Annotated in this window: 18 protein-coding genes and 2 pseudogenes; 5 read left to right on the forward strand and 15 right to left on the reverse strand. The window is 69.6% G+C overall.

Annotated elements, in window-relative coordinates; all coding sequences use genetic code 11:
• The 3 genes and pseudogenes from ACTWQJ_RS20360 to ACTWQJ_RS20370 form a co-directional block, all read right to left on the reverse strand.
• Positions 1-277 (reverse strand): annotated as a pseudogene (locus ACTWQJ_RS20360) (hypothetical protein); the annotation flags it as partial.
• Positions 278-415: 138 nt separating this feature from the next.
• Positions 416-1,105, reverse strand: a complete 690-nt coding sequence (locus ACTWQJ_RS20365) for a response regulator (RefSeq protein ID WP_443308049.1) — start codon at positions 1,103-1,105, stop codon at positions 416-418.
• Positions 1,102-1,974, reverse strand: a complete 873-nt coding sequence (locus tag ACTWQJ_RS20370; protein WP_443308050.1) for a sensor histidine kinase — start codon at positions 1,972-1,974, stop codon at positions 1,102-1,104. Before ACTWQJ_RS20370 ends, ACTWQJ_RS20365 begins: the two co-directional genes overlap by 4 nt.
• A gap of 130 nt (positions 1,975-2,104) precedes the next feature.
• On the opposite strand from ACTWQJ_RS20370, the gene ACTWQJ_RS20375 reads away from it, so the two are divergent.
• Together ACTWQJ_RS20375 and ACTWQJ_RS20380 are read left to right on the forward strand one after the other, a co-directional pair.
• Entirely contained in the window at positions 2,105-2,812 is a 708-nt protein-coding gene (locus tag ACTWQJ_RS20375) for an ABC transporter ATP-binding protein (RefSeq protein WP_443308051.1), read from the forward strand.
• Positions 2,809-5,121, forward strand: a complete 2,313-nt coding sequence (locus tag ACTWQJ_RS20380) for an ABC transporter permease (RefSeq protein WP_443308052.1) — start codon at positions 2,809-2,811, stop codon at positions 5,119-5,121. The genes ACTWQJ_RS20375 and ACTWQJ_RS20380 overlap by 4 nt, the downstream gene beginning before the upstream one ends.
• Positions 5,122-5,171: 50 nt before the next feature.
• Here the strand turns inward: ACTWQJ_RS20380 and ACTWQJ_RS20385 are convergent, their stop codons facing one another.
• Complete coding sequence (locus tag ACTWQJ_RS20385; RefSeq protein WP_443308053.1) at positions 5,172-6,488, reverse strand: jacalin-like lectin; 1,317 nt, start codon at positions 6,486-6,488, stop codon at positions 5,172-5,174.
• A 250-nt stretch (positions 6,489-6,738) separates the two neighbouring features.
• On the opposite strand from ACTWQJ_RS20385, the gene ACTWQJ_RS20390 reads away from it, so the two are divergent.
• Positions 6,739-8,448, forward strand: a complete 1,710-nt coding sequence (locus tag ACTWQJ_RS20390; RefSeq protein WP_443308054.1) for a PHP domain-containing protein — start codon at positions 6,739-6,741, stop codon at positions 8,446-8,448.
• Positions 8,445-8,957, forward strand: a complete 513-nt coding sequence (locus ACTWQJ_RS20395; protein ID WP_443308055.1) for a hypothetical protein — start codon at positions 8,445-8,447, stop codon at positions 8,955-8,957. Before ACTWQJ_RS20390 ends, ACTWQJ_RS20395 begins: the two co-directional genes overlap by 4 nt.
• A 2-nt stretch (positions 8,958-8,959) precedes the next feature.
• On the opposite strand, the gene ACTWQJ_RS20400 is transcribed toward ACTWQJ_RS20395, so the two are convergent.
• Complete coding sequence (locus ACTWQJ_RS20400) at positions 8,960-9,367, reverse strand: RidA family protein (RefSeq protein WP_443308056.1); 408 nt, start codon at positions 9,365-9,367, stop codon at positions 8,960-8,962.
• A gap of 203 nt (positions 9,368-9,570) precedes the next feature.
• Between ACTWQJ_RS20400 and ACTWQJ_RS20405 the strand changes: the two genes are divergently transcribed.
• Positions 9,571-9,780, forward strand: coding sequence for a DUF397 domain-containing protein (locus tag ACTWQJ_RS20405; RefSeq protein WP_443308057.1), 210 nt, complete (start codon positions 9,571-9,573; stop codon positions 9,778-9,780).
• 114 nt (positions 9,781-9,894) lie between these two features.
• On the opposite strand, the gene ACTWQJ_RS20410 is transcribed toward ACTWQJ_RS20405, so the two are convergent.
• The 10 genes and pseudogenes from ACTWQJ_RS20410 to ACTWQJ_RS20455 all read right to left on the reverse strand — a co-directional run bounded on the left by ACTWQJ_RS20410 (position 9,895) and on the right by ACTWQJ_RS20455 (position 22,084).
• On the reverse strand, positions 9,895-10,689 hold the full coding sequence (locus ACTWQJ_RS20410; RefSeq protein ID WP_443308058.1) for an ABC transporter permease: 795 nt from the start codon (positions 10,687-10,689) through the stop codon (positions 9,895-9,897).
• A 4-nt stretch (positions 10,690-10,693) separates the two neighbouring features.
• Entirely contained in the window at positions 10,694-11,497 is an 804-nt protein-coding gene (locus tag ACTWQJ_RS20415) for an ABC transporter permease (RefSeq protein WP_443308059.1), read from the reverse strand.
• Positions 11,497-12,516, reverse strand: coding sequence for an ABC transporter ATP-binding protein (locus tag ACTWQJ_RS20420; protein ID WP_443308060.1), 1,020 nt, complete (start codon positions 12,514-12,516; stop codon positions 11,497-11,499). The genes ACTWQJ_RS20415 and ACTWQJ_RS20420 overlap by 1 nt, the downstream gene beginning before the upstream one ends.
• Positions 12,513-15,377 (reverse strand): glycoside hydrolase family 2 TIM barrel-domain containing protein, encoded by a 2,865-nt coding sequence (locus ACTWQJ_RS20425; protein WP_443308061.1) that lies wholly within the window; start codon positions 15,375-15,377, stop codon positions 12,513-12,515. The genes ACTWQJ_RS20420 and ACTWQJ_RS20425 overlap by 4 nt, the downstream gene beginning before the upstream one ends.
• 12 nt (positions 15,378-15,389) lie before the next feature.
• Positions 15,390-16,260, reverse strand: a pseudogene (locus ACTWQJ_RS20430) (carbohydrate ABC transporter permease).
• Positions 16,257-17,222 carry a carbohydrate ABC transporter permease gene (locus ACTWQJ_RS20435; RefSeq protein WP_443308062.1) on the reverse strand — a complete coding sequence of 322 codons (966 nt, stop codon included), beginning with the start codon at positions 17,220-17,222 and terminating at the stop codon, positions 16,257-16,259. The pseudogene ACTWQJ_RS20430 and the gene ACTWQJ_RS20435 overlap by 4 nt, the downstream one beginning before the upstream one ends.
• A gap of 20 nt (positions 17,223-17,242) precedes the next feature.
• Positions 17,243-18,508 (reverse strand): ABC transporter substrate-binding protein, encoded by a 1,266-nt coding sequence (locus ACTWQJ_RS20440; protein WP_443308063.1) that lies wholly within the window; start codon positions 18,506-18,508, stop codon positions 17,243-17,245.
• A 217-nt stretch (positions 18,509-18,725) separates the two neighbouring features.
• On the reverse strand, positions 18,726-20,555 hold the full coding sequence (locus ACTWQJ_RS20445; RefSeq protein ID WP_443308064.1) for a glycoside hydrolase: 1,830 nt from the start codon (positions 20,553-20,555) through the stop codon (positions 18,726-18,728).
• An 18-nt stretch (positions 20,556-20,573) separates the two neighbouring features.
• Complete coding sequence (locus ACTWQJ_RS20450; RefSeq protein WP_443308065.1) at positions 20,574-21,830, reverse strand: ROK family transcriptional regulator; 1,257 nt, start codon at positions 21,828-21,830, stop codon at positions 20,574-20,576.
• Between the two features lie 116 nt (positions 21,831-21,946).
• Positions 21,947-22,084, reverse strand: coding sequence for a hypothetical protein (locus tag ACTWQJ_RS20455; protein WP_443308066.1), 138 nt, complete (start codon positions 22,082-22,084; stop codon positions 21,947-21,949).
• Between the last annotated feature and the right edge of the window lie 8 nt (positions 22,085-22,092).

The following is a 22,092-nucleotide window of genomic DNA, read 5'->3' on the forward strand; positions in this document are numbered from 1 at the left end:
CCGGCGGCGTGGCGGCCGACCGCGCCCGCGCCCGCAGCAGAGCCGCCGCCAGCCAGGCGGCCACGCCCGTGCCGAGCCCGCTGATGCCGGCGATGAGGTACTTGGCGGGCTCGCCGTCGAGGGAGGAGGGCAGCACCTGGAACAGGAACTGGAACACCGCGTACCCGGCGGCCGCGCAGCCGAGGCTGCCGAGCCAGCCGACGAAACGCGCCGGTGGCGAACCGCCGCCGTCCGGTCCGCCGGGCGGTGTGGGGTCCGGACGGCCGGTGGTTCGCATGGGACCGCGTCCCAGCTGCTGTTGGCTCAAGGCGCGATCCCTCCCCCCGGGGCGGCACGTGACGACCGTGAAGTTTCCAGTCTATGGAATCGTCTCCGACTCCTCGTTCGTACCGCTGTTTTCGCCCTTCCACACCGTCTACGGCTCCGAGTTCCCTGGCTTCACCAGCCCCGTCTCGTACGCCAGCACAACGGCCTGCGCACGATCGCGCAGTGTCAGCTTGGCGAAGATGCGGGCCACGTGTGACTTCACCGTGGCTTCGCTCAGGGTGAGGTGGGCGGCCAGCTCGGTGTTGGACAGGCCGCGGCCCAGGAGGGTCAGGACCTCCAGTTCGCGGGGGGTCAGGGAGGTCAGATCGGCGGGTACGGCAGGTGGGTGGGCGGTGGTGGTCGAGGCGAAGCGTTCGACCAGGCGGCGGGTGATGGAGGGGGCCAGCAGGGCGTCGCCCGTGTTCACCAGGCGTACCGCTGCCGCCAGGTGCTCCGGGGTGACGTCCTTCAGCAGGAAGCCGCTGGCTCCGATCGACAGGGCCGTGTACACGTAGCGGTCCAGGTCGAAGGTGGTCAGCATCAGCACCCGGCAGTCCGGGGCGTGCTGCAGGATGCGGCTCGTGGCCTCCAGGCCGTCCATGGTCGGCATACGGATGTCCATCAGGACGACGTCCGGGGCGAGTTCACGGGCCAGCGACACCGCCTCCGCTCCGTCGGCCGCCTCTCCCACCACCTCGATGCCGCGCGCGGTCAGGATCAGCCGGAAGCCGGTACGGATCAGCGTCTGGTCGTCGACGATGAGGACGCGCGGTGGCCGTTCCGTCGTGGGCGCCGTCACGGTCGGTCCAGGGGGATCCGTGCCCGGACCCGGTAGCCTCCGCCGAGGCGGCGGCGGGCGTCCAGGTCTCCGCCGTACACCGCGACCCGCTCCCGCAGCCCCAGCAGCCCGCGACCCGTGCCCTCCCGGTGCCGTGCGGCCGTCTGCGTCGGCGCACCGCCGGTCAGCACGCTCGGGCCGGTGTTCAGCACCTCCACCCGCAGCGCGTGGTCCGCGTACCGCACGGTGACCTCGGCCTTGCCGCCGTCGCCGTGCCTGAGCGCGTTGGTCAGCGCTTCCTGGACGATCCGGTACGCCGTCACGCTGATGCCCTGCGGGAGGGGGCGGGGCTCGCCGGAGATCCGCACCTCGACCGGCAGCCCGGCGAACGAGATCCGATCGACGAGCGCGCTGAGGCGGTCGAGGCCGGGCTGGGGTGAGAGATCCGGTGCGGCGCCGACACCAGCACCCTCACCATCCTCTTCCTCCGCGTCCTCGCCGCTCTGCGACGGCGCCAACAGCCCCAGCAGATGCCGTAGATCCGTCATCGCGCCCCGTCCCGCGTCCTCGACCGCCCGCAGGGCCGTCGCGGCCTCGTCCGGCATCGTGCCCAGCACCTCGCGGGCGGCGCCGGCCTGCACCACCATGAGGCTGACGTTGTGGCTCACGATGTCGTGCAGCTCTCGGGCGATACGGTCGCGCTCCGCCGCGATCGCGGCGCGGGCCGCGCTCTCCCGCTCCCGCTCGAGCAGCCAGCCGCGTTCCCCCACGGCCGCCTGCCAGCGGCGCCGCGTCCGCACCAGCGCCACCGTCAGGCACAACACGGCCGCACACGCCACCCCCAATGCCGCCCTCAGGCCGTCCGATTCCCACTCCCACACGGTGTTCACCCTGGCAGACGATCACCGGATCCGCATCGGCCTGTGGATGCAGGGGACTGCATCTCCAGGATGAGGGTGGGCCAAGGAGCCATCCGGGGAGGGATGTTCCGGCTCCGGTCCCGCCTTTAGCGTCCTGTGCATGGTCACTGAGATCAGCAGGGGAGAGGCCGTCGTACGGCTCGACGGTCTGCGCAAGGAATACGGCGAGACGACAGCGTTGGACGGGGTGTCACTGGAGATTCGGGCGGGGGAGGCCGTCGCGGTGATGGGGCCTTCGGGGTGCGGAAAGTCGACCCTGCTCAACATGATCGCCGGGCTGGACCGTCCGACGGGCGGCACGGTCGTCGTGCACGGAGAGAACGTGGGGGAGTTGAGCGAGAAGGGGCTCGCCCTGTACCGGCGGCGCCGTATCGGCATGATCTTCCAGTTCTTCAACCTGATCGACGACCTGTCGGCCTTGGACAATGTCGCCCTGGCCGCACAGCTCACCGGCTCCCCCGCCCGTCAGGCCCGTCGTCGCGCGCTGGAGCTCTTCGACGAACTCGGCATCGCCGACCGTCGCAACGCCTACCCGGCGGTGCTCAGCGGCGGCGAGCGGCAACGCGTCGCCGTGGCAAGGGCGTTGATGAACCGCCCCGCCCTGCTGCTGGCCGACGAGCCGACCGGCGCCCTGGACAGCCGCTCCGGCGAGCAGGTGATGGACCTGCTGCTCGACCTCAACCAGATCGGCCAGACGCTGATCCTGGTCACCCACGACGAGCACCTCGCCCGGCGCTGCGCCAGCCGCCTGGTCGAGCTCGCCGACGGCCGGGTCATCGGCGAACACACCCTGGAGCCGTCCGCATGAGGGCCGTGTGGCGGGCCGCGCGCGCGGCGGTACGGCGGCGCAGGCTCCAGACGCTCGTCATCGCGCTGGTGACGCTGACCTCGACGACGGCCATGGTGGTGGCGCTCGGCCTGGTCGACGCGGCCTCCGCCCCCTTCGACAAGGCCTTCGGCAAGCAGCGCGGCCCGCATGTCGTCGCCGCCTTCGACCCGGCCAAGGTCTCCGACGCGCAGTTGGCGAAGGCGGCCCAAGGGCCCGGTGTGGCAGCCGCCGGGCCCTTCGCCCAGGCCACGGTCGAGCTGGCGAGCGGGCCCGCGAACAACTACGGCCTCGGCAACGAGATCACGGTCGTGGGCCGTGCCGACCCCCGAGGCCCGGTGGACCGGCTGGACCTGTGGGCGGGCCGCTGGGCCACCCGGCCCGGCGAAATCGTCCTCAACCGGGATGCGAACTGGCTTCCGGACGACCTGGGCAAGCAGCTCCGGATGCCCTCGGGCCCGGCCCTCACCATCGTCGGATTCGCCTTCGACCTGAGCCGGACCGCGGACGCCTGGGTCGCCCCCGCCCAGATCGGCGCCCTGCACCCGACCGCCACCCAGATGCTGTTCCGCTTCCCGGACGCCTCCTCGGAGGACCGGCTGCGCACGCAGCTGGGCACGGTGACCGACGGGCTCCCGGCCGACGCACTGACCGCCTCACGGTCGTACCACACCCTCAAGGACCAGGTGAGCAGCTCGGCCCGGGCCTACACCCCGTACCTGATGGCCTTCGGCATCCTCGGCATCGCGGTGGCGGTGCTCATCATCGCCAACGTGGTCAGCGGCGCGGTGATCTCCGGCTTCCGGCACATCGGCGTGCTCAAGGCCATCGGCTTCACACCGGGGCAGGTGGTCGCCGTCTACCTCATGATGATCTCCGTCCCTGCGGTCCTCGGCTGTGCGTTCGGTACCGCCCTCGGCAATCTGCTGGCGCGCCCCTTCTTCGAGTTCGTGTTCATGGGGCCCGACGCGGGGGTGCTCCACGGCAGCGTCTCCGTCTCGGCCTGGGTGAACGCTGTCACCCTGATCGGCATGCCGGGCGTGTGCGTCCTCGCTGCGCTCGCCCCCGCGGTACGCGCGCACCGGATGTCCGCGGCATGGGCGATCAGCGCGGGCAGCGCGCCACGCGCCGGGCGGGCCCTGGCCATCCAGCGCCGGCTGGCGAGCAGCAGGCTGCCGCGCTCGGTGAGCCTGGGCGTGGGCTTGCCGTTCGCCCGGCCTGGGCGCAGTACTCTCACCCTCGCAGCCGTGGTCCTGGGGGTGACCACGGTGACGTTCGCGACCGGACTGGCGACGACGATGAACCGGTTCGGGAACGCGGGCCGTGACGCCTACCAGGTCACGGTGTACGCGAGCGATTTCCGGGACGGCAAGGAGGTCCAGCCGGAACACAGCGACCTCGAACTCCAGTCACTGCTACGGGAGTTGCCCGGCGCCGACGAGGTCACCGCCCGGGGCGACGTCGACACGCGCATGGCGGGCTCCGTGCACAAGGTGATGCTCGAGGGCCGTCGGGGTGACCGGCCCCAGCTGGACAGCGTGCTCACCGACGGCCGATGGGTGCGGAGCAGCGGCGAGATCGTGGCCGCATCGGCGTTCCTGCGCCAGAACGGCCTGCGGGTCGGCGATCAGCTCCGCCTGGAGAAGGGCGACCGGGGTGAAAGGGTGCTTGTCGTAGGGGAGTTCATGGACAGCGACGCCCGGTTGGTCGTCACCGACTGGTCGACCTTCACGCTCCTGGCCCCGCGCGACAAGCCCATCGCCTACCACGTCAAGCTCCGCGAGGGAGCCGACCCGGCCGCCTACGCCCGCTCGGCCAGGGCCGCCGATGCCGGGATCAACCCGACACCCCAGGGCGCCAACACCGTCACGCAGACCATCATCGGCTCCGCGACGGCGCTCACGCTGATGCTGGCGGTGGTCGCCTCCCTCGGCGTCTTCAACACGGTCGTCCTCAACACCCGTGACCGCCGACGGGACTTGGGCATGCTGAAGTCCATCGGCATGACACCGAGGCAGGTCACCGTGATGACGGTGACGTCGATGGCGGTGCTCGGCGCGTTCGGATCCCTCCTCGGTGTTCCGCTGGGCATGGCAGGCCATCAGCTGATCGTCCCACGGATGGCGGACGCCGTGGACATCACCCTGCCCTCCTACATGACGGACGTCTGGCAGGTCCCGTACCTGGCCGGCCTGGCCCTCGCGGGTCTCGCGATCGCGGTGCTGGGGGCGTTCGTCCCAGCGCGGAGGGCGGGGCGGCTGACGATCGCAGAGGTGCTGCGGAGTGAGTGAGGAGCGCCTGGGCCTACGGCGTTCGGGCCGCCGTAGGCCCAGGATTCGTCTCAGCCGATCGGTGCGTACAGCAACGCCAGCTTGTCGATCTCGTCGCCCGCACGCCCCGTGAACCCGACGATCTGCCAACCGGACGGCGCAGTGAAGGTCTTGGTGTCGGACGTCGCCGTACCGGACGACAGGCTGCGGCCCTTGTCCGTCGTGAAAGTCGCCGAGAAGATCCTTGTACAGCCGTCCTTCTGACCTTGCGTCAACTTCACCGACGTGAGGTGCTCGCCGGAAGCCAGGGTCAGCGACGTCGCCGTACCGCCCATACCGCCGTGGCTCAGCGTCGTACCGCCGTCGTGCGTCAGCGACACCGCGTCCAGGCGGGCGCCGCCGCGCAGGGTCAGTGTGCGGGGTGACGGGGTCGCCGGCAGGTCGTCCGCGTCGTTGAACGCCGTGCCGTGCGGGCCGCCGAAGAAGTCGCTCGCCTTCAGGGACGGGTTGACGGTGTACGAGAAGCCGACGGTGTGCGGGAAGTGGTCGGAGAGGTGCTCGCCGTCGGAGCGGAGGAAGGACGCCCACTCGTTGTTGTAACGCGTGGCGTCGAGGGTGACGAGGTCGCTGCCGCGGTAGAGGACCTTGTCGACCACCTCGCAGTTGTTGGCGGGGGCGGCCGCGTCGCAGACCAGCGCGTCACTGCCCTGTGCCGGCGGCGTACCGCCCTTGACAAGGTCGACCCACGGGTCCTTGAGGTTGTTCTCGCTGACGAGTGTGCGGATGTTGTCGCCCGCTCGCGTGTACCGCGTGTTGGTGTCGCCCATGACGATCACGGCGTTACCCGCCGAGTTGGCCTGGATGAAGTCCGACAGCTGCTCGATGTTGGCGCGGCGGGCGGCGAGGGCCGCGTCCGTCACGTCGGCGTTGGTGTGGACGTTGTAGAGGTCCACGAAGACGCCCTCGGTGAGGCGGACGCGGGCGAGGGTGAAGCCCTTCGGGGTCAGGCAGTCCGTGCCCGTGCAGTCGTCCCAGTCGACCCGCTCGAAGTCCTCGAAGGAATGGTCGGAGAGGGTGTTCAGGCCGTCGCCGAACCCCGCGCCGCCGCTGGTCGACGTGCGGTACGGGTGGTTGTCGTTGGCGTACAGCGACGCGTGGTAGTTGAAGTCCTCCTGGACGTTGACGATGTCGTACCCGCCGAGCCGCTGCCCGATCAGCGGGGTGTTGGTCTCCGGGTCGCTGTCTCCGAGGCCCAGGGGCAGGCCCGCGATGTTGTACGTCAGGACGTTGAAGGTGCCGGTGGTGGCCGCCTGGGCGGGGATGGTGGTCGCGGTGAGGCCGGTGAGGGCGAGGGCGCCGACGGCGAGGGCGCCGAGGAGTTTTCTCATGGGGGGTGTCTCCGGTCGGGGAGGCGAAAGAGAGTTGAACGGTGCTCAGGTTCCAGTCCAACCAGAGTGACGTACAAGGTGAGTTGAGGAAACGGCGCATGACGGTGCGAGCCGCCGTGCCCGCGTCGCCCACCGCACACCCCATGGTCGTTTAATGTTCATCTTCCGCCTCGATTCTCCTCACGCGGCGCAGGAGCGCCGTAGGAGGCGGCCACCGCAGAAGGCAGCGGTGGAGTGAGAGAGGCGCATCATGGGGCACGGCCACAGCCACAGTCACGGACCCGGGCATCACCACCACCACGACCATGACCCCGAGCACGCGGCGCTCCCCGCCGCCTTCGACACCTCCGTGCCCGACGAGGCGCTGAACCCCGAGCAGCAGTCGCGCCGCTCGTTGCTGCGTCGCGCCGGTCTGCTGGGCGCGGGTCTGGCCGCCGGCAGCGTGCTCGCGGGCTCCGGCTCCCCGGCTGCCGCCGCCGCGCCCTCCACCGGCCGCCGCACGAACGGTTTCCTCTGGCTGGCCGGTGACCACCACATCCACACCCAGTACAGCAACGACGGCAAATACCGCGTCGTCGACCAGGTCCGCCAGGGCGCCAAGCACGGCATGGACTGGTTGGTCATCACCGACCACGGCAACGCCACGCACGCCAAGATCGGTGTGGAGAAGGTCAACCCGGACATCCAGGAGGCTCGCTCCGCGTACGAGGACACCCTCGTCTTCCAGGGCCTGGAGTGGAACATCCCGGCCGCCGAGCACGGCACGGTCTTCGTGCACCCCGGCAAGAACGAGGTCTCCGTCCTCAAGCAGTTCGAAACCGATTACGACGGCAGCGTCAAGAGCGCCTCCGACTCGACGCCCGCCAACGAGGCGCTGGCCGTCGCAGGGCTCGCCTTCCTCTCCGACCAGGTGCGGCGGCGCAAGGTCAAGGACGCGCTGATGCTCGCCAACCACCCGGCCCGGCGCGGTGTCGACTCCCCGCACGAGATCCGTGCCTGGCGTGACGCGACCCCCGCGAGCCATCAGATAGCCGTCGGCTTCGAGGGCGCACCCGGACACCAGGCCGCGGGCATCCCCGCGCCGCTCGGCATGGCCCGGGCCCGCGGCATCTACGACAACAACCCCAGCGCCAACTCCTTCGCCGGCTACCCGCTGGAGAGCTACCGCACCTGGGGCGGCTTCGACTGGATGACGTCCACCGTCGGCGGCCTGTGGGACAGCCTCCTCGCCGAGGGCAAGCCCTGGTGGATCACCGCCAACTCCGACTCCCACCAGGTGTACGCCGACACCGCGATGCGCGGCCCGAACAGCGACTACAACGCCAACGGCAAGTACGAGGACCCGGTCTACGGCGGCAAGATCGACCTCACCCAGGGCGACTACTGGCCCGGCTACTACAGCCGCACCCACGTCGGCGCGGACGGCTTCTCCTACGCCGCCGTCATGGACGGCATCCGCGCGGGCCGTATCTGGGTCGACCACGGCCAGCTGATCAGCGGCCTCGACGTCCGGGTGTCCGGCGGCAGCCGCTGGGCCACGCTGGGCGGCGCGCTGCACGTCCGCAAGGGCACGAAGGTCACGCTGACCGTGGACGTGGCCCTGGCCGGCGGGCCCAACTGGGCAGGCTTCGTTCCGCAGTTGGCCCGCGTCGACGTCATCCGGGGCGATGTCACCGGCGAGGTCGCCGACAAGGACACCTTCACCGCGCCGACGGCCAAGGTCGTCAAGTCGTACGAGGTGAACAAGTCCACCGGCACCGCCCGGCTCACCTATGAGCTCGGCCAGGTCGACCGCCCCGTCTACGTCCGGCTGCGCGGCACGGACGGCAACCGCACCGCCGTCGGCCCGATGGGCGCGGCCGTGGACCCGGCCGGTCCGGCCCTGGACGTCGTCGGCGATGCCGACCCGTGGACGGACCTGTGGTTCTACTCCAACCCGGTGTGGGTCCTGCCGTCGTGACGCCGTACGTCCTCACGGTGGACGCGAGGACGCAGGACCTGCGCGCGGCCGATCACCTGCTCCTGACGCTGGCGGCCGAACTCGCCCTCCCTGAGGGCACGTTCGGCTGCACGCACCTGGTGCGGGACGACCGGCCGCGCGTGACCGTGTCCCTCGCGCTGGACTCGGAGCGCGCGCTGCACGCGGCCCGGGAGGGTCTGTTGAGGATGGGCCACGAGGTGACGGACGGCGCCCCTGACGAGACGGGCCGCGCGGTCCTGTACCCGGGCGCGGACACCCTCACCGGCACGGTCACGATCGCCGACGTACTCTCCCGCACGGCGATCGACCGCGTGACGGTCCTGGGTACCCCGGCCGCCCCGGACCCGAGCACGCGGTTGGTGACCCGCGACCACGTACGCCCCCAATGGCTGAACGGTGAACTGGCCCTGACCACGATGCCCGCGGCAGGCGGCACCCTCATCCCGTTCGAGGTCCCGAACCCCACCCCCTGCTGCGCCGACCACTGAGGTTACTGGTGCGTCACGTCGAGGCGGACGACCGCGCCGATCTCGACGAGCTGGTCGGGCAGCGCAAGGTCGGAGACCCCCATGACGGTGCTGGTCGGCCGGTGGTCGCCGCAGTACGCGGCGTGCAGGCGGGCGACCGTGTCGAAGTGCTCCCGCAGGTCCCTGACGAGGACGGTGGTCTCGACGATCTGGTCGCGGGTGGCGCCGAAGTGCTCCAGCACCCGGTCGAGGTTGTCGAGAGTCGTCCTCACCTGGAGCTCGAAGTCGCCCGCCCCGACGAAGGCACCGGTCATGTCGTGCGACAACTGTCCGGAGATGTAGAGCGTGTCGCCGGCCTGCACGGCCTGGCTGAACCCGTAAAGAGACTCCCACGGCATGCCGAAGCCGAATTCCTTGGACCGAACAGTCACGTTTCTCTCCTTGCGGTCGACCGAACCATCCCCGCGCGGAGGGGGACGACAGGTAAGACCAGCATCGCCGCGATGATGTGACAGGTGCTGCCGTACAACCACGAGCCCGAGAACCATTCCTTCGATCGGCCGAAACCGGCAGCGACGGGACGGCCCGGTGGGGAAGCCGGCGCACAGCGAGCCTCAGGTCGCACCGGGCCGTCATGGGTGGAGGGCTGGCTCACGAGGCGGCCGTGCCAGAAGCCGCCTGGTTCAAGAGCAGCTACAGCACCGGCGATGGCGGAGAGTGTGTCGAAGTCGCCGCAACTCCCGCAGCTGTCCTGATACGTGACTCGAAGCAACTTGCAGGGCCGGTGCTGGCCGTCGAGGCCAAGGCGTGGGCTGGGTTCGTGACGGTGGCCTCCGGCCGGTGACGTATCGCGAAAGCGTGACACTTTCCGGGAAAGTGTCACGCTTTCACAGCCTCGGCCGACACCTCCGAGACTACACGTCGTCCAGGCCATTCTCGGGGCCGACAGACACCGGCGTCATCCGTTCACCCCCGTGTAGTGCCGCAGGCTCCAGAGCCACAGGAGTCTCGCGCCGAGGTACGCGAGCACGCCCAGCAGGGGGGATGCCGCCGCCAGCCAGTAGGGGACGCTGGTGTCGTGGCCCGTCAGGACGGCGGCGGGGAAGTAGGCGACGAAGGCGAGGGGGAGGCCGTAGGTGAGGAGGCCGCCGACCGCGCGGGGGAGGACGTTGAGGGGGTAGCTGCCGAAGGTACCGAGGAGTTCCTCCAGCCAGCGGCCCCAGTAGTCGGCGGCCGGGAAGCGCAGCGACGCGCAGGCGACCACCGTGAACAGGGCCGCCTCCAGGAGCAGGCCGCCGATGACCGCGGCGATCAGGTAGCCGATCCGGCCCGCCGTCCAGTCCAGGTCGGAGCGGGCCAGAGCGCCCCACATCAGGCCTGCCGCGACCGTCAGGTCACCGATCGCGTTGGTCGGGAAGAACTCCAGCTGGACCTGGCGGTAGACCGGCATGGGGCGCAGGAGGTACACATCGATCCTGCCCTCCTGGATGTGCCGGCCCAGACCGTGCACCCGGCCCAGGAAGAGCACGAACAGCCCGTGCGCCAGCATCCGCGTCGCCGGAATCAGCAGCACGTCCGAGCTGTCCCAGCCGCCCATCCCGGTGAACCGGGTGAGCAGCACGGTCGCGAACACGATCACCGAGACCTGCCAGACCGCGCCGATCGCGATCATCATCAGGAACTCGGAGCGGTACTCCAGCTGCGCGCGGAAGTTCAGGCGGGTGATCCGCCAGACGATACGCACCGCGTTCACCTTGTCAGCCTCCCTGCGAGATCACGCGCCGGGCCGCCCGCCGCCACACCAGCCGGGTGAACAGTGCCAGTGCCACCACCCATGCCGCCTGTACGGCGAGTTCGGCTCCCGCCTCGGACAGCGGGATCCGGCCCACGTACAGCGACAGCGGCACGTTCAGCGTCGCCTGGAAGGGCAGGAAGCCGCTGAGCGTGATGAACCAGTCCGGGAAGAACCACAGCGGCGCGTACACCCCGGCCAGCAGGTTCTGCGCGAAGATCAGGATGAGCATCGCGGCGCCGTTGCGGAGCGTGAAGAAACACAGCTGGTCGATGACGAGCATGACGTAGTACAGGACCCACTGGCCGAACAGCATGCTGACGGCGAACACGCCAGCCACGGCGGGCGATTCGGGAGGCTCCACGACACCCGCCGCCAGGCACACGGCGTATCCCGTGAGTGCCCAGACGAGACCGTAGAGCTGCTCGCCCAGCGCCCGCAGCGCGTAGTAGCGCTGCGGGGGCAGCGGGCGCAGGTACCAGTAGACGATCGTGCCGAAGTGCATGTGCTGGAGCACGGTGTCCCGGCCGGCGTACTGGTCCAACTCCCGAAGGCGCAGGGCGAGTACGGCCATGACGGCGTATGTCACCGCCTGGTCGCGGTCGAGTCCGGCGGTGCTGCCGGTCTGCGCGTACAGCCCGCGCCACAGGGACCACACCAGCACCACCTGCACCGTCAGCCGGAGCAGGGCCGCGGTGATGCGCGGTGGGGCGTGCAGCTCGCCGAGCGGCGTGACCCGGGTGGCCCGCCAGGCGTGCAGGACGGCCATCAGGTGTCCCCCACTGCCTGGACGTACGCGGTCCGCATCACGTCCTCCAGATCCGCCTCGTCCATGGCGATGTCGGTCACGTCGTAGCGCTCGATGATCGCCCGCAGCGCCTGGTGCACGGTCGGTGCCTCGGGTCCGTCCGGGCCGAACACCAGCCGAGGGCCGTCCTGCCGCAGCAGCCGGATGCCCGGCAGTGGTACGGCATCGGTGTGCATGTCGGCGAGCGTGGCCCGCACCTGCCAGGTGGAGCCGAACTTTCGGCGGATCTCGTCGAGCGTGCCGTCGAGCACCAGACGGCCGTGGTTGATCAGGACCACCCGCTCGGCGAGCCGCTCGACCTCCGTCATGTCGTGCGTGGTGAGCAGGACCGTACGGCCGCGCTCCTCGACCTGGTGCCGGAGAAACTCCCGCACCTGCTCCTTGACCACCACGTCCATGCCGATGGTCGGCTCGTCGAGGAAGACGACCTGAGGGTCGTGCAGCAGGGCCGCCGCCAGGTCGCAGCGGACCCGCTGGCCCAGGGAGAGGTGCCGTACGCGAGTGTCCCAGAAGGAGGACAGCTCCAGCAGGTCGTCGAACTCCCGTAACCGTGCGGCGTGTTCGGTCTTCGGCACCTCGTAGATGTCCCGCAGGATCGCGAACGACTCGCGCACCGGCAGGTCCCACCACAACTGGGTGCGCTGCCCGAACACGGCGCCGATGTTGCGGGCGTTGCGCTCCCGCTCCTCGTACGGCACCACGCCCGCGACCCGTGCCCGGCCCGAGGTCGGGGTGAGGATGCCGGTGAGCATCTTGATGGTGGTCGACTTGCCGGCGCCGTTCGGGCCGAGGAGCGCGAGGAGTTCACCGGGGGCCACGTCGAAGGTGACGTCCGTGACGGCGTGCTTGGCGACCCGTTCGGGGTTGACTAGGGAGCGCAGCGCCCCGGTCAGACCGGGGCGCCGCACGGTGGTGTGGAAGGTCCGGGACAGGCCCCGGACCTCGATACTGCCGCTGGTGTTGCTGCTGCTGCCGCTCAACGGACCTCCGAGAAGACGAACGAGAACTCCGCCGGCTCCGCCCGCAGGAAGTACTGCGGCAGCGGGCCCGGGCCGCACGACTGCGAGCCGATGCCGTGCTGACCGTGGTCGAGGTTGACCCATACCGTGTCGCCCGGCGTGAGGTCGGTGCGGTGGCGGGCGGCGTCCAGTTGTTCGGTCGTCCAGCGGCGGGCGGTGAACCAGAACTCCGGGTCGCCCTCGACGCGCAGGCCGCCGATCTCCACCCAGCGGACGTCGGCACGGGCGCCGTTCTCCTGCGGGCGGACGTACGGCGTCTGCAGCTCGTCGACGGTGGAGTGCCAACTGCCCAGCATCGACGCTGACTTGGTGTCGGGGTAGGCCTCGCCGGGGCCGCCGCCGAACCACTTCACCCGGTCGGCCTGCGCGAGCCCGAACCGGATGCCGAGCCGGGGCAGCGGTACCGTCCAGTCGCCCTCCGGCGCCACCGACACGGTCAGCCGCAGCCTGGTCCCGTCGGAGGTCCAGCGGTACACCGTGCTCAGGCCCACCTCCCAGGCGGCGGGCGCCACCCGGGCCCGTACCGTCAGCGCGTCGTCGTCCAACTCCACGGCGTCCAGGCGGTGTTGCATACGGTGCAGCCCGTACTTGCGCCACAGCATCCCGTACCGGGTGTCGGTCTGCCACTCGGCCCCGTCGTCGTTGTCGGTGGGCGCCCGCCACACATCCAGGCGCAGCGCGCTCACATCGACGCCGCCGATGGTCTTCAGCGCGCCGGTGCGGGCGTCGAAGGCGGCCGGTCCGAGGTGGATCAGCTTCTCGCTCGCGGTGGGGCGGTCGGTCGCGGCCACCGTGGGCGACGGACGGGCGGAGACAGGGAGCTCGCCCCACGCGATCTCGTGGTCCTTCGGCCCCCACGCCGTGTCCGACGCCAGCAGCGCCCGCACCGTCCACTGGGTCTCCGAGCCGCCCCGCGTGTCGGCCGGCGGCTCCGGCAGCTTCACCTCGGCCGACTCGCCCGGCGACAACGCCGGCACCGACAGCGCGCCCGCCTCGACCGTCTCGCCGTCCACCTGGTACGACCACTCGAAGGCGAGCGCCGACAGATCGGCGAAGTCGTACTTGTTGGTCACGCGTACGGTGCCGTCCGCGCCGTCGCCCTCGATGCCGACCGGCTCGATGACCTTCTTGTACTCGACAAGACCCGGCGACGGCGTCCGGTCCGGGAAGATCAGCCCGTCACAGACGAAGTTTCCGTCGTGCAGCTCCTCACCGAAGTCGCCGCCGTAGGCGTAGCCCAGCTCGGGGTGCCTGATGCCGTGATCGATCCACTCCCAGATGAAGCCGCCCTGGAGCCGGTCGTACGCCTCGTACAGCCGCTGGTAGTCGGCGAGTCCGCCGGGGCCGTTGCCCATGGCGTGCCCGTACTCGCACTGGATGAAGGGGAGTTCGCGGCGCTTGTGGGTGCCGCCGTCGAGCTTGCGGCCGATCTTCTCGACCTCGTCGTGAAAGGCGTACATCCGTGAGTACACGTCCGTGTCACGGCAGTTGATGTCGCCCTCGTAGTGCACGAGCCGGTCGGGGTCCCGGCCGTGGATCCACTCGGCCATCGCGGTCAGCCCGCGCCCGGTGCCGGCCTCGTTGCCGAGGGACCAGAACACGACGGACGGGTGGTTCTTGTCGCGCTCGACCATGCGGGCCGCGCGGTCCAGCAGGGCCGGGGTCCAGCGGTCGTCGTCGACGGGGTTGTCCCGCCAGGACTGCTCGACGAAGCCGTGGGTCTCCAGGTCGCACTCGTCGATGACCCACAGGCCGTACTCGTCGCACAGGTCGAGGAAGGCCGGGTGCGGGGGGTAGTGCGAGGTGCGGACGGCGTTGAGGTTGTGCCGCTTCATCAGCAGCACGTCCTCGCGCATGGTCTCCAGGTCGAGGGCGCGGCCCTTTTCGGGGTGCCATTCGTGGCGGTTGACGCCCTTGAAGAGGATCGCCTTGCCGTTGACCTTGATCAGGCCGTCCTCGAGGACGACCGTACGGAACCCGATGCGTAGAGGAACGCGCTCGCCCTCCGTGACCAGGTGGCCGTCGTACAACCGAGGCGTCTCGGCGGTCCACGGCTCGACCGTGACCGTCACGGACTCGCCGGTCGCGACATCGATGTCCAGGGCGGGCACGGTGACCCGGCCCTCGACGTCGGAGTCGACGCGCAGGGTGCCCTCGCCGGTGACGTGGTCGTAGGAGGCGTGTACGAAGAAGTCGCGCACACTGCCCGCCGGGCGGTGCAGCAGGGTGACGTCACGGAAGATGCCCGGCAGCCACCACTGGTCCTGGTCCTCCAGGTACGAGCCCGCCGACCACTGGTGGACACGGACGGCGAGCACATTGCCGGCCGGCTTCAGCAGGTGCCCGACCGCGAACTCGTGCGGCAGGCGGGAGCCCTTGAACTGGCCGAGCTCCGTGCCGTTGAGCCAGACGCGTGCGCAGGACTCGACGCCGTCGAAGCGGAGGGTGGCGTCGCCGTCCGACGGCCAGTCGTCCGGGAGGTCGAAGACCCGCAGGTGGTCGCCGGTGGGGTTCTCGGTGGGGACGTGCGGGGGGTCCACCGGGAACGGGTAGAGGTGGTTGGTGTAGATGGGTGAGCCGTGCCCCTGGAGGACCCAGTGGCCGGGGACGGCGACCTCCGCCCAGGCCCCGGCGTCGTACCCGGGCTCGGTGAAGGAGTCGTCCTCGGCGTCGGCGGTCGGCGACAGGCGCAGGCGCCAGGTGCCGTTGAGGGACAGGGAGGCCGCGTCGGAGGACGCGTACCAGGCACGGGGCGGCAGGGCCCCGCTGCCCGGTGCGACGTCCTCGACGTAGTCGATGGCGGTGGTGGTGCGGAAGGACATCGGTCTCCTAGGTCAGCCCTTGATGCCGGTCTGCGCGACGCCCTGGACCAGCCAGCGCTGCAGGAACAGGAACACGCACCAGGGGCAGGATGGAAATGGCGGTGGCCATGAAGATCAGATGGAAGTTCACGGTCTGGTTGGTCATGTACGAGGAGAGTGCGACCTGCACCGTCCACGCCTCCTGGTCCTGACCGATGACCAGGGGCCACAGGAAGGCGTTCCAGCCGCTGATGAACGTGATGGTCGCGATGGCGGCGAAGAAGTTCAGCGAGTTGGGCACGACGATGCGCCAGTACGCGCCCCAGTAGCCGAGTCCGTCCACGCGTGCCGCCTCCTCCAGCTCCTTGGGGAACCCCAGGAAGTACTGCCGGAACAGGAAGCAGGTGAAACCGCTGAACAGCCCCGGAATGACCAGTCCGCGCAGTGTGGACACCCATCCGAGTGACGAGACGAGCACAAAGCTGGGGACGAAGGTGACAGCGGTCGGGACCATCAGGGTCACCAGAACGGCGTAGAAGATCTTGTTGGCGTGCTTGTACGGGATGCGGGCGAGGCCGTATCCGGCGAGCGAGCACACCAGGAGGGTGCCGATGGTGTGCAGGACGCCGACAACCGTGGAGTTCCACAGGGACTGGGCGAAGGGGACCGTCGGGTCGTCGAACAGCTCGGTGAAGTTGCCCCACTGGATGTCGGTGGGGAAGAACTTCCAGTTCTCGCCGGTGATCTCCGCGTCCGTGGACAGGGCATTGCGGACGATCAGATAGAAGGGGACCAGGAAGAGGAAGGCGGCGATACCGGTTGCGATGTACAGGCCCGTGGAGCCGAGAACACCGCCGCGCTTGATCTTGCGCGGTTTCCCGACGGTAGGCGTGGTGGTGGTCACTTGGACTCCTCACCCCTTCCGAAGCCCATGATCCTGCCCTGGAGCAGGGTCACCATGCAGATGAGCAGGGTCAGGATCATCGCGCCCGCGCTGCCGGCACCGTAGTCCTGGTTCTCGCCGAGGGCCGTGTAGTACAGCTCGACCAGCGGCGGGCGTCCCCAGGTGGTCTTGGCGAGCAGGTTGAAGAACTCGTCGAAGGCCTGGTAGGCGGCGACGAGCAGCAGCAGGATCACGGCCGTCGAGGTGGCCCGCAGCTGCGGCAGGGTGACGTACCGGAAGGTCTGCCAGCCGCGCCTGGCGCCGTCGATGGCGGCGGCCTCGTACAGCTCGTTCGGGATGTTCTGCAGGGCCGCCAGGAACAGGATCATGTAGAAGCCGGCCTGGAGCCAGAGGCGTACGGTGACGATGACCAGCCAGTACCAGGGCGGGTCGGGGTTGGCCAGCCAGGCGATGTTGTCGATGCCGAACCAGCTGAGGACGGTGTTCATCAGGCCGAAGCGGACACCGCTGAAGATGGACATCTTCCAGATCAGCGAGGCGGCGACGAAGCTGACCGCCGTCGGCAGGAAGAACACCGACCGGAAGAACGCCTTCATGAACCGGATGCGGTGCACCAGCAGCGCCAGGCCGAGCGAGAGCGCCCAGGTGATGGGTACGACGATCGCGGCGAAGACGGTGAAGGTGACAAGGGAGTCGACGAACTTGTCGTTCGTCAGCATGTACTTGTAGTTGTCGAAGCCGACGAACTCGCTGGGCGTGACCGTGAAGCGGGCCTCGAAGAAGGAGAGGTAGGCGCTCCAGCCGATCGGGATGTAGACGAAGATCACGAGCCCGATGAGGAACGGGCCGGTGAAAAGCCAGAAGTTGAGGGTGCGGCCGCGGATGCCGCGCCGCCGCGGGACCGAGGGGGTCTGCGCGGCGGCGGGGCTCTTGGCGACCCCGGGCGTGGTGGTGGTCGACATGTCGTGGTCCGTCCGCCGGCCTATCCGAACAGCTTCTTCAGCTCGCGGTTCACCGTCTTGTCGGCCTTGTCGAGCGCGGCCTCCGGGTCACCGCCCTTGCGGACGGCGTCGGCGACGACGCCCTCCAGGGCGACGATCATGGCCTGCGTCCAGGCCGGGTTGTCGAAGTGGCCGAACTCGTTGAAGAGCTTCACGCCCTCGGCGGCCAGACCCGACTTGAGCTTGTCGGCGGACTCGGCGAGCGAGGTGCGCGGCGGGATGTGGAAGCCGTAGGAGAGCGACCAGTCCTCCTGGTACTCCTTCTGGTCGATCCAGAGCCACTTGACGTACTCCTTCGCCTCGTCGACGTGCTTCGACTTGGCGTTGACGAACATCGACCAACCACCGTTGGTGACCGCGGGCTTTCCGCCGTCCGCCGAGGACGGGAACGGGATGATGCCGACGTCGTCACCGAGCGCCTGCTGGATCACCGGCATCGCCCACATGCCGCACCACTGCATGGCGACCAGGCCCTGGGTGAGCGCCGACGGGTCCCACCAGTCGGCGGGGGCGTCGAGCAGCATGTGGCCGCCCTTGAACATCGTGCGAAGCTTGGTCAGGCCCTCGGCGACCGCGTCCGTGTGGTACGCGATCTGGTTCTTGTCGTCGAGGGTGTCGGCGCCGGCCGACCAGATCAGCGGGTTCATCACCGGGGTGACCGAGTTGCCGAGGAAGACGCCCTTGACCTTGTCGGTGGTGAGCTTGGCCGCCGCCTCGACCAGCTCGTCCAGCGTCGTCGGCGGCTCGATGCCGGCGTCCTCGAGCATCGACTTGCGGTAGTAGAAGAACTGCGGGTCGTCGATCATACGGACGCCCCATATCTTCCCGTCGATGGTGTGCGAGGCGATGTCGGCCTGGTTGAAGTCGTCCTTGACCGGGTTGATGATGTCGCTCAGATCCGCCACCTGGCCGCTCTTGACGAGCTGGATCTGCGGGTGGAACTCGAAGACGTCCGGCGCGTTGTCGGTGAGCAGGGCGGAGAACAGCTTGCTCTCGAAGTTCGTCCCCGTGATCCACTGTGTGGTCACGTTCGCCTTGTCGTAGGCCGCGGCGTACTTCTTGATGGCCTGCTCGGTGCCGGCCTCGCCGTACGCGTGGAAGTACTGCACCAGGTTCGTACCCGAACCCGACCCGCCCCCGCGCCCGTTGTTGCTCCCGCAGGCCGCCAGCCCGCCGGCGGCGGCCAGGCCCATGGCGGCCCGCAGTACGGATCGGCGGTCCCAGTTGGTGTTGCTGAATGCCGACATGCTGACGTCCTTGTCTCGAGTACGGCTGCAGCTCGGTTGGCTCAGCGCCAGATGGCTCAAATGAGCCTGCGGTGCGGGACGTTAACCTTCGGCTAAGGCTTCGGCAAGGGGTCGGACGAAGCCTGTTCGAAGCGTTGCGTAACGTTCGGGATGCCGAACGTGACGAGTCGGCGGGCCGCCCGCACCGGGCGGCCCGCCGGTCCTCGCAAGGAACGAACTACTGCCGGAACCAGGCCTGGTTGGTGCCGCCCGAGCAGCTGTAGAGGATCACCCGGCTGCCGTCGGCGGTCGACTGCCCGCTGACGTCCAGGCACTTCCCGGACGCCTCGCTCACGATCTGCCCATTGCCGTTCAGCAGCCAGCGCTGCGCGGCGTCACCGGTGAACTCGGCGGCGGCCGTGAGGCCCGAGACCCCGGCCGTCAGATACCCGCCCGCGCCCTTCAGGCCGCCCTTCGCGTCGTACGACCACGACTGCTCGGCGCCGCCCGTGCACGTACCGATCGCGGCCCCGGAGGCGTCCGCCGTCAGGCACTTGCCGGACTGCTCGCCCTGCCAGGCGCCGGTGACGGCCGAACTGCCGTGGCCCTTCTGGTCGAGGACGTACGTCGTGATGGAACGGGCGGGAAGCGTTGCCGAAACGGTCGATCCGCTCACCGCCGGCTTCTCCACGTTCGCCCAGTTCTCGTCCGCCGAGGTGCGCACGGCCTTGCTCGCCCGCAGCGGCGTCCTGCTGTTGAAGTTCAGATCGAGGGCGGTTTCCGTGGCGTTGTGGTTGTTGACCACGACCACCCACTTGCCCTTGCTGTCGTACGCGCTCACCTCGACGCCGCTCGGCGCACCGGTGACGTTGTGCGCGACCGCACCTGGCTTCACGAACTTGCTGTACTGGCCCAGCGCGTAGTACCGCTTCGTGAAGTACAGGGTCTGGTTGCCGTTGGTGGCGTAGTCCGGGTCGTAGTAGATCAGACCGTCGTTCCAGCCCTGGTCGTTCTTCGCGTACGGGTCGGTGCCGATCATCTCCGACAGGGCGACCCACCAGTGGAACGCCGAGTCGTGCGCGACGGCGAAGTCCTTGTGGATGATCCGGGAGAGGTTCAGCCCGCCGTCGATGGTCGGGTCGTACTCCTGCGCCCAGCCCGTACCGCCCTTGCCGAAGCAGCAGATCTCCGTGGACCAGGACGTCCTGCCGACCGACTTCGACGTCTCGTAGACCCTCGCCCGGTTGGCGTCGGACGGGTTGTCGTACGTGTGGTGGGCCAGCTTGTCGACGTACTGCGCCGTGCCCGGCTGTGAGATCCACTGCGGGACCTCGTCGTTGAACTTCACCGTGCTGGTGGACTCGTCGGCGATGATGCCGGTCTTCTGGTGCCGGGCCTGCTGCTCGGCGCCGAGCGCCCGCACGATGTCGTCGCGCTGCGGGACATCGACGAGCATGCCCTCCTGGCCGCAGCTGTCGAAGCTGTTGGTCGGCTCGTTGAAGGGGCTGATGTAGTCGAACTTCGCGCCCTGCGCGGCGAAGTGGTCGGTGACGTCGGCGATGTAGTCCGCGAAGTCCTGCTCGTTCTCCGCCTTCAGATAGCCGCCGCAGCTCTTGCCGTTGGTCTTCCACTCGGCGGGCGCGCTGTTGACGAAGGCGATCAGGTCCTCGACGCCGTAAGCGGCGGCGTACTTCAGGAACGTACGGCCACCCTTGTCCTTGCTCCAGTCGTACGTCCCGTCGTCGTTACGGAAGTCCTCCGGGGCGCGCGACGGTGTGGTGACCGCCGTACCGCCGCCGCCGATGTTGTAGCGGTAGCTGCTCAGGTCCAGGCCCTTCGAGGAGAACAGCAGCTTCGCCACCCGGGCCTGGACGGCCGGGTCGAAGTTCTTGAGGTCGTTGACCCACCAGGCGCCCGACGCGCCGATGTTGTCGATGGTCTGGGCGGCATGGGGGGAGACCTGAGCGGGGGCGGAGTCGGCGGCGCCTGCGGGGGGTGCGGATATCAGGGCTCCGGAGACAGCCAGTGCGGCCGCGGCTGTCGTGAGGATCGATCTGCTGGTGCGCAACGTGCATCCCTTCCGTCGTCATGAAGGTGGTGCGGTACGGCTCCTTGCGGGGGCGGTGCGTCGTGCGGTCCTCTGTCCGACTGACTGCAGGGCCCCTTCGAGCGCGAACGTCGCCGCGCCGAGGGAGACCGGGTCGGTGGGGATCGGGGAGAGGACGATCTCGGTGGCGGCCAGCGGCCGGCGCAGCGCGTGCCGGGCGACGGCCTCGCGCACTTCGGCGAGCAGCGGTTCGCCGAGGGTGGCCGCGACCCAGCTGCTGAGCACGACCACTTCGGGATTGAACAGGTTGACCAGATCGGCGATGCCGGCGGCCAGATAACGGGCGGTGTCCCGGACGACCTTGACGGCGACCGGGTCGTTCGCGGTGACCGCGCGGGCGAGGGCGTCGATGGTGGCGGTCTGGTCCTCGGGGTGCAGCAGGGTGCTGCCGGGGCTCAACTCCCGCAGGTGCTGCATGATTCCGGGCGCGCCGACGTAGGTCTCCACGCAGCCGTGGTTGCCGCAGTGGCACAGCCGGCCGTCCAGCACGAGGGTGGTGTGGCCCCATTCGCCGGCGCTGTTGCTGACGCCCCGGTGCAGCCCGCCGCCCAGCACGAGCCCGGCGCCGACCCCGGTCCCGAGGTTGACCACGACGGCGTCGCCGCGGCCCCGCGCGGCCCCGAACCACAGCTCGGCCACCGCGCAGGCGCGCAGCGGGTTGTCCAGGTAGAGGGGGTAGGCGATGTGCTCGGCGAGCAGATCCAGCAGGGGCACGTCGTGCCAGTCCCAGTTGGGCGCGTATTCGGAGATGCCGGTGTCGCGATCCACCTGCCCCGGCACGCTCACCCCGACGCCGAGCACCCGGGCGCCCTCGATCCCGGCCTGCGCGACCACCGAGCCGACGGCGGCGGCGACATGGCTGACCACCTGCTCCGGGCGGCTCTCACCGGGCCGCATGTCCTCGTCGGCGCGGGCCAGCACGTTCAGCGCGAGGTCGAACAGCTCGACATGGACGTACGTCTCCGCGATGTCGACGCCGATCAGCGCGCCGCCCGACGCGTTGACGGCCACGAGCCCGCGCGGCCGACCCCCCGCCGAGTCCTCGAACCCGACCTCGGTGATCATCCCGAGGTCGAGCAGCTCCCCGACGAGCGTGGCGACCGTGGCGAGGCTCAAGCCGGTCGCGGCGGCGAGCTCCTGCCGGGAGGTGGGGGACGCGGCGATGATCTGGCGCAGCACCTCGTAGCGGTTCGCGGTGCGGATGTCGCGTGACGTGCGCTTCGCCGGAGTCTTCACCGGAGCTGCCCCCCATCCCTTCCAGGCCAGGCCGGGACGACGTCGGCACCGGCGCGGCGCAAGGCTATGGGCTGCGGCGCCTTTCGACAAGGGGTTAGGAAAGGGGGTGGAGGAAGTCAGGTAAGGGGGTGGAGAACGTCGCGCACGAACGCGTTGGTGAACTTCACCGCCGGATCGAGCTCCTTCCCCAGCGCCCCGAAGTCCCCCAGCCGCGGATACAGTTCCCGCAACTGCGCCCCCGGCACCGCGAACACCTTCCCCC

It is taken from the genome of Streptomyces sp. KR55, assembly GCF_052245645.1.
Classification (GTDB): Bacteria; Actinomycetota; Actinomycetes; order Streptomycetales; family Streptomycetaceae; genus Streptomyces; species Streptomyces flavusporus.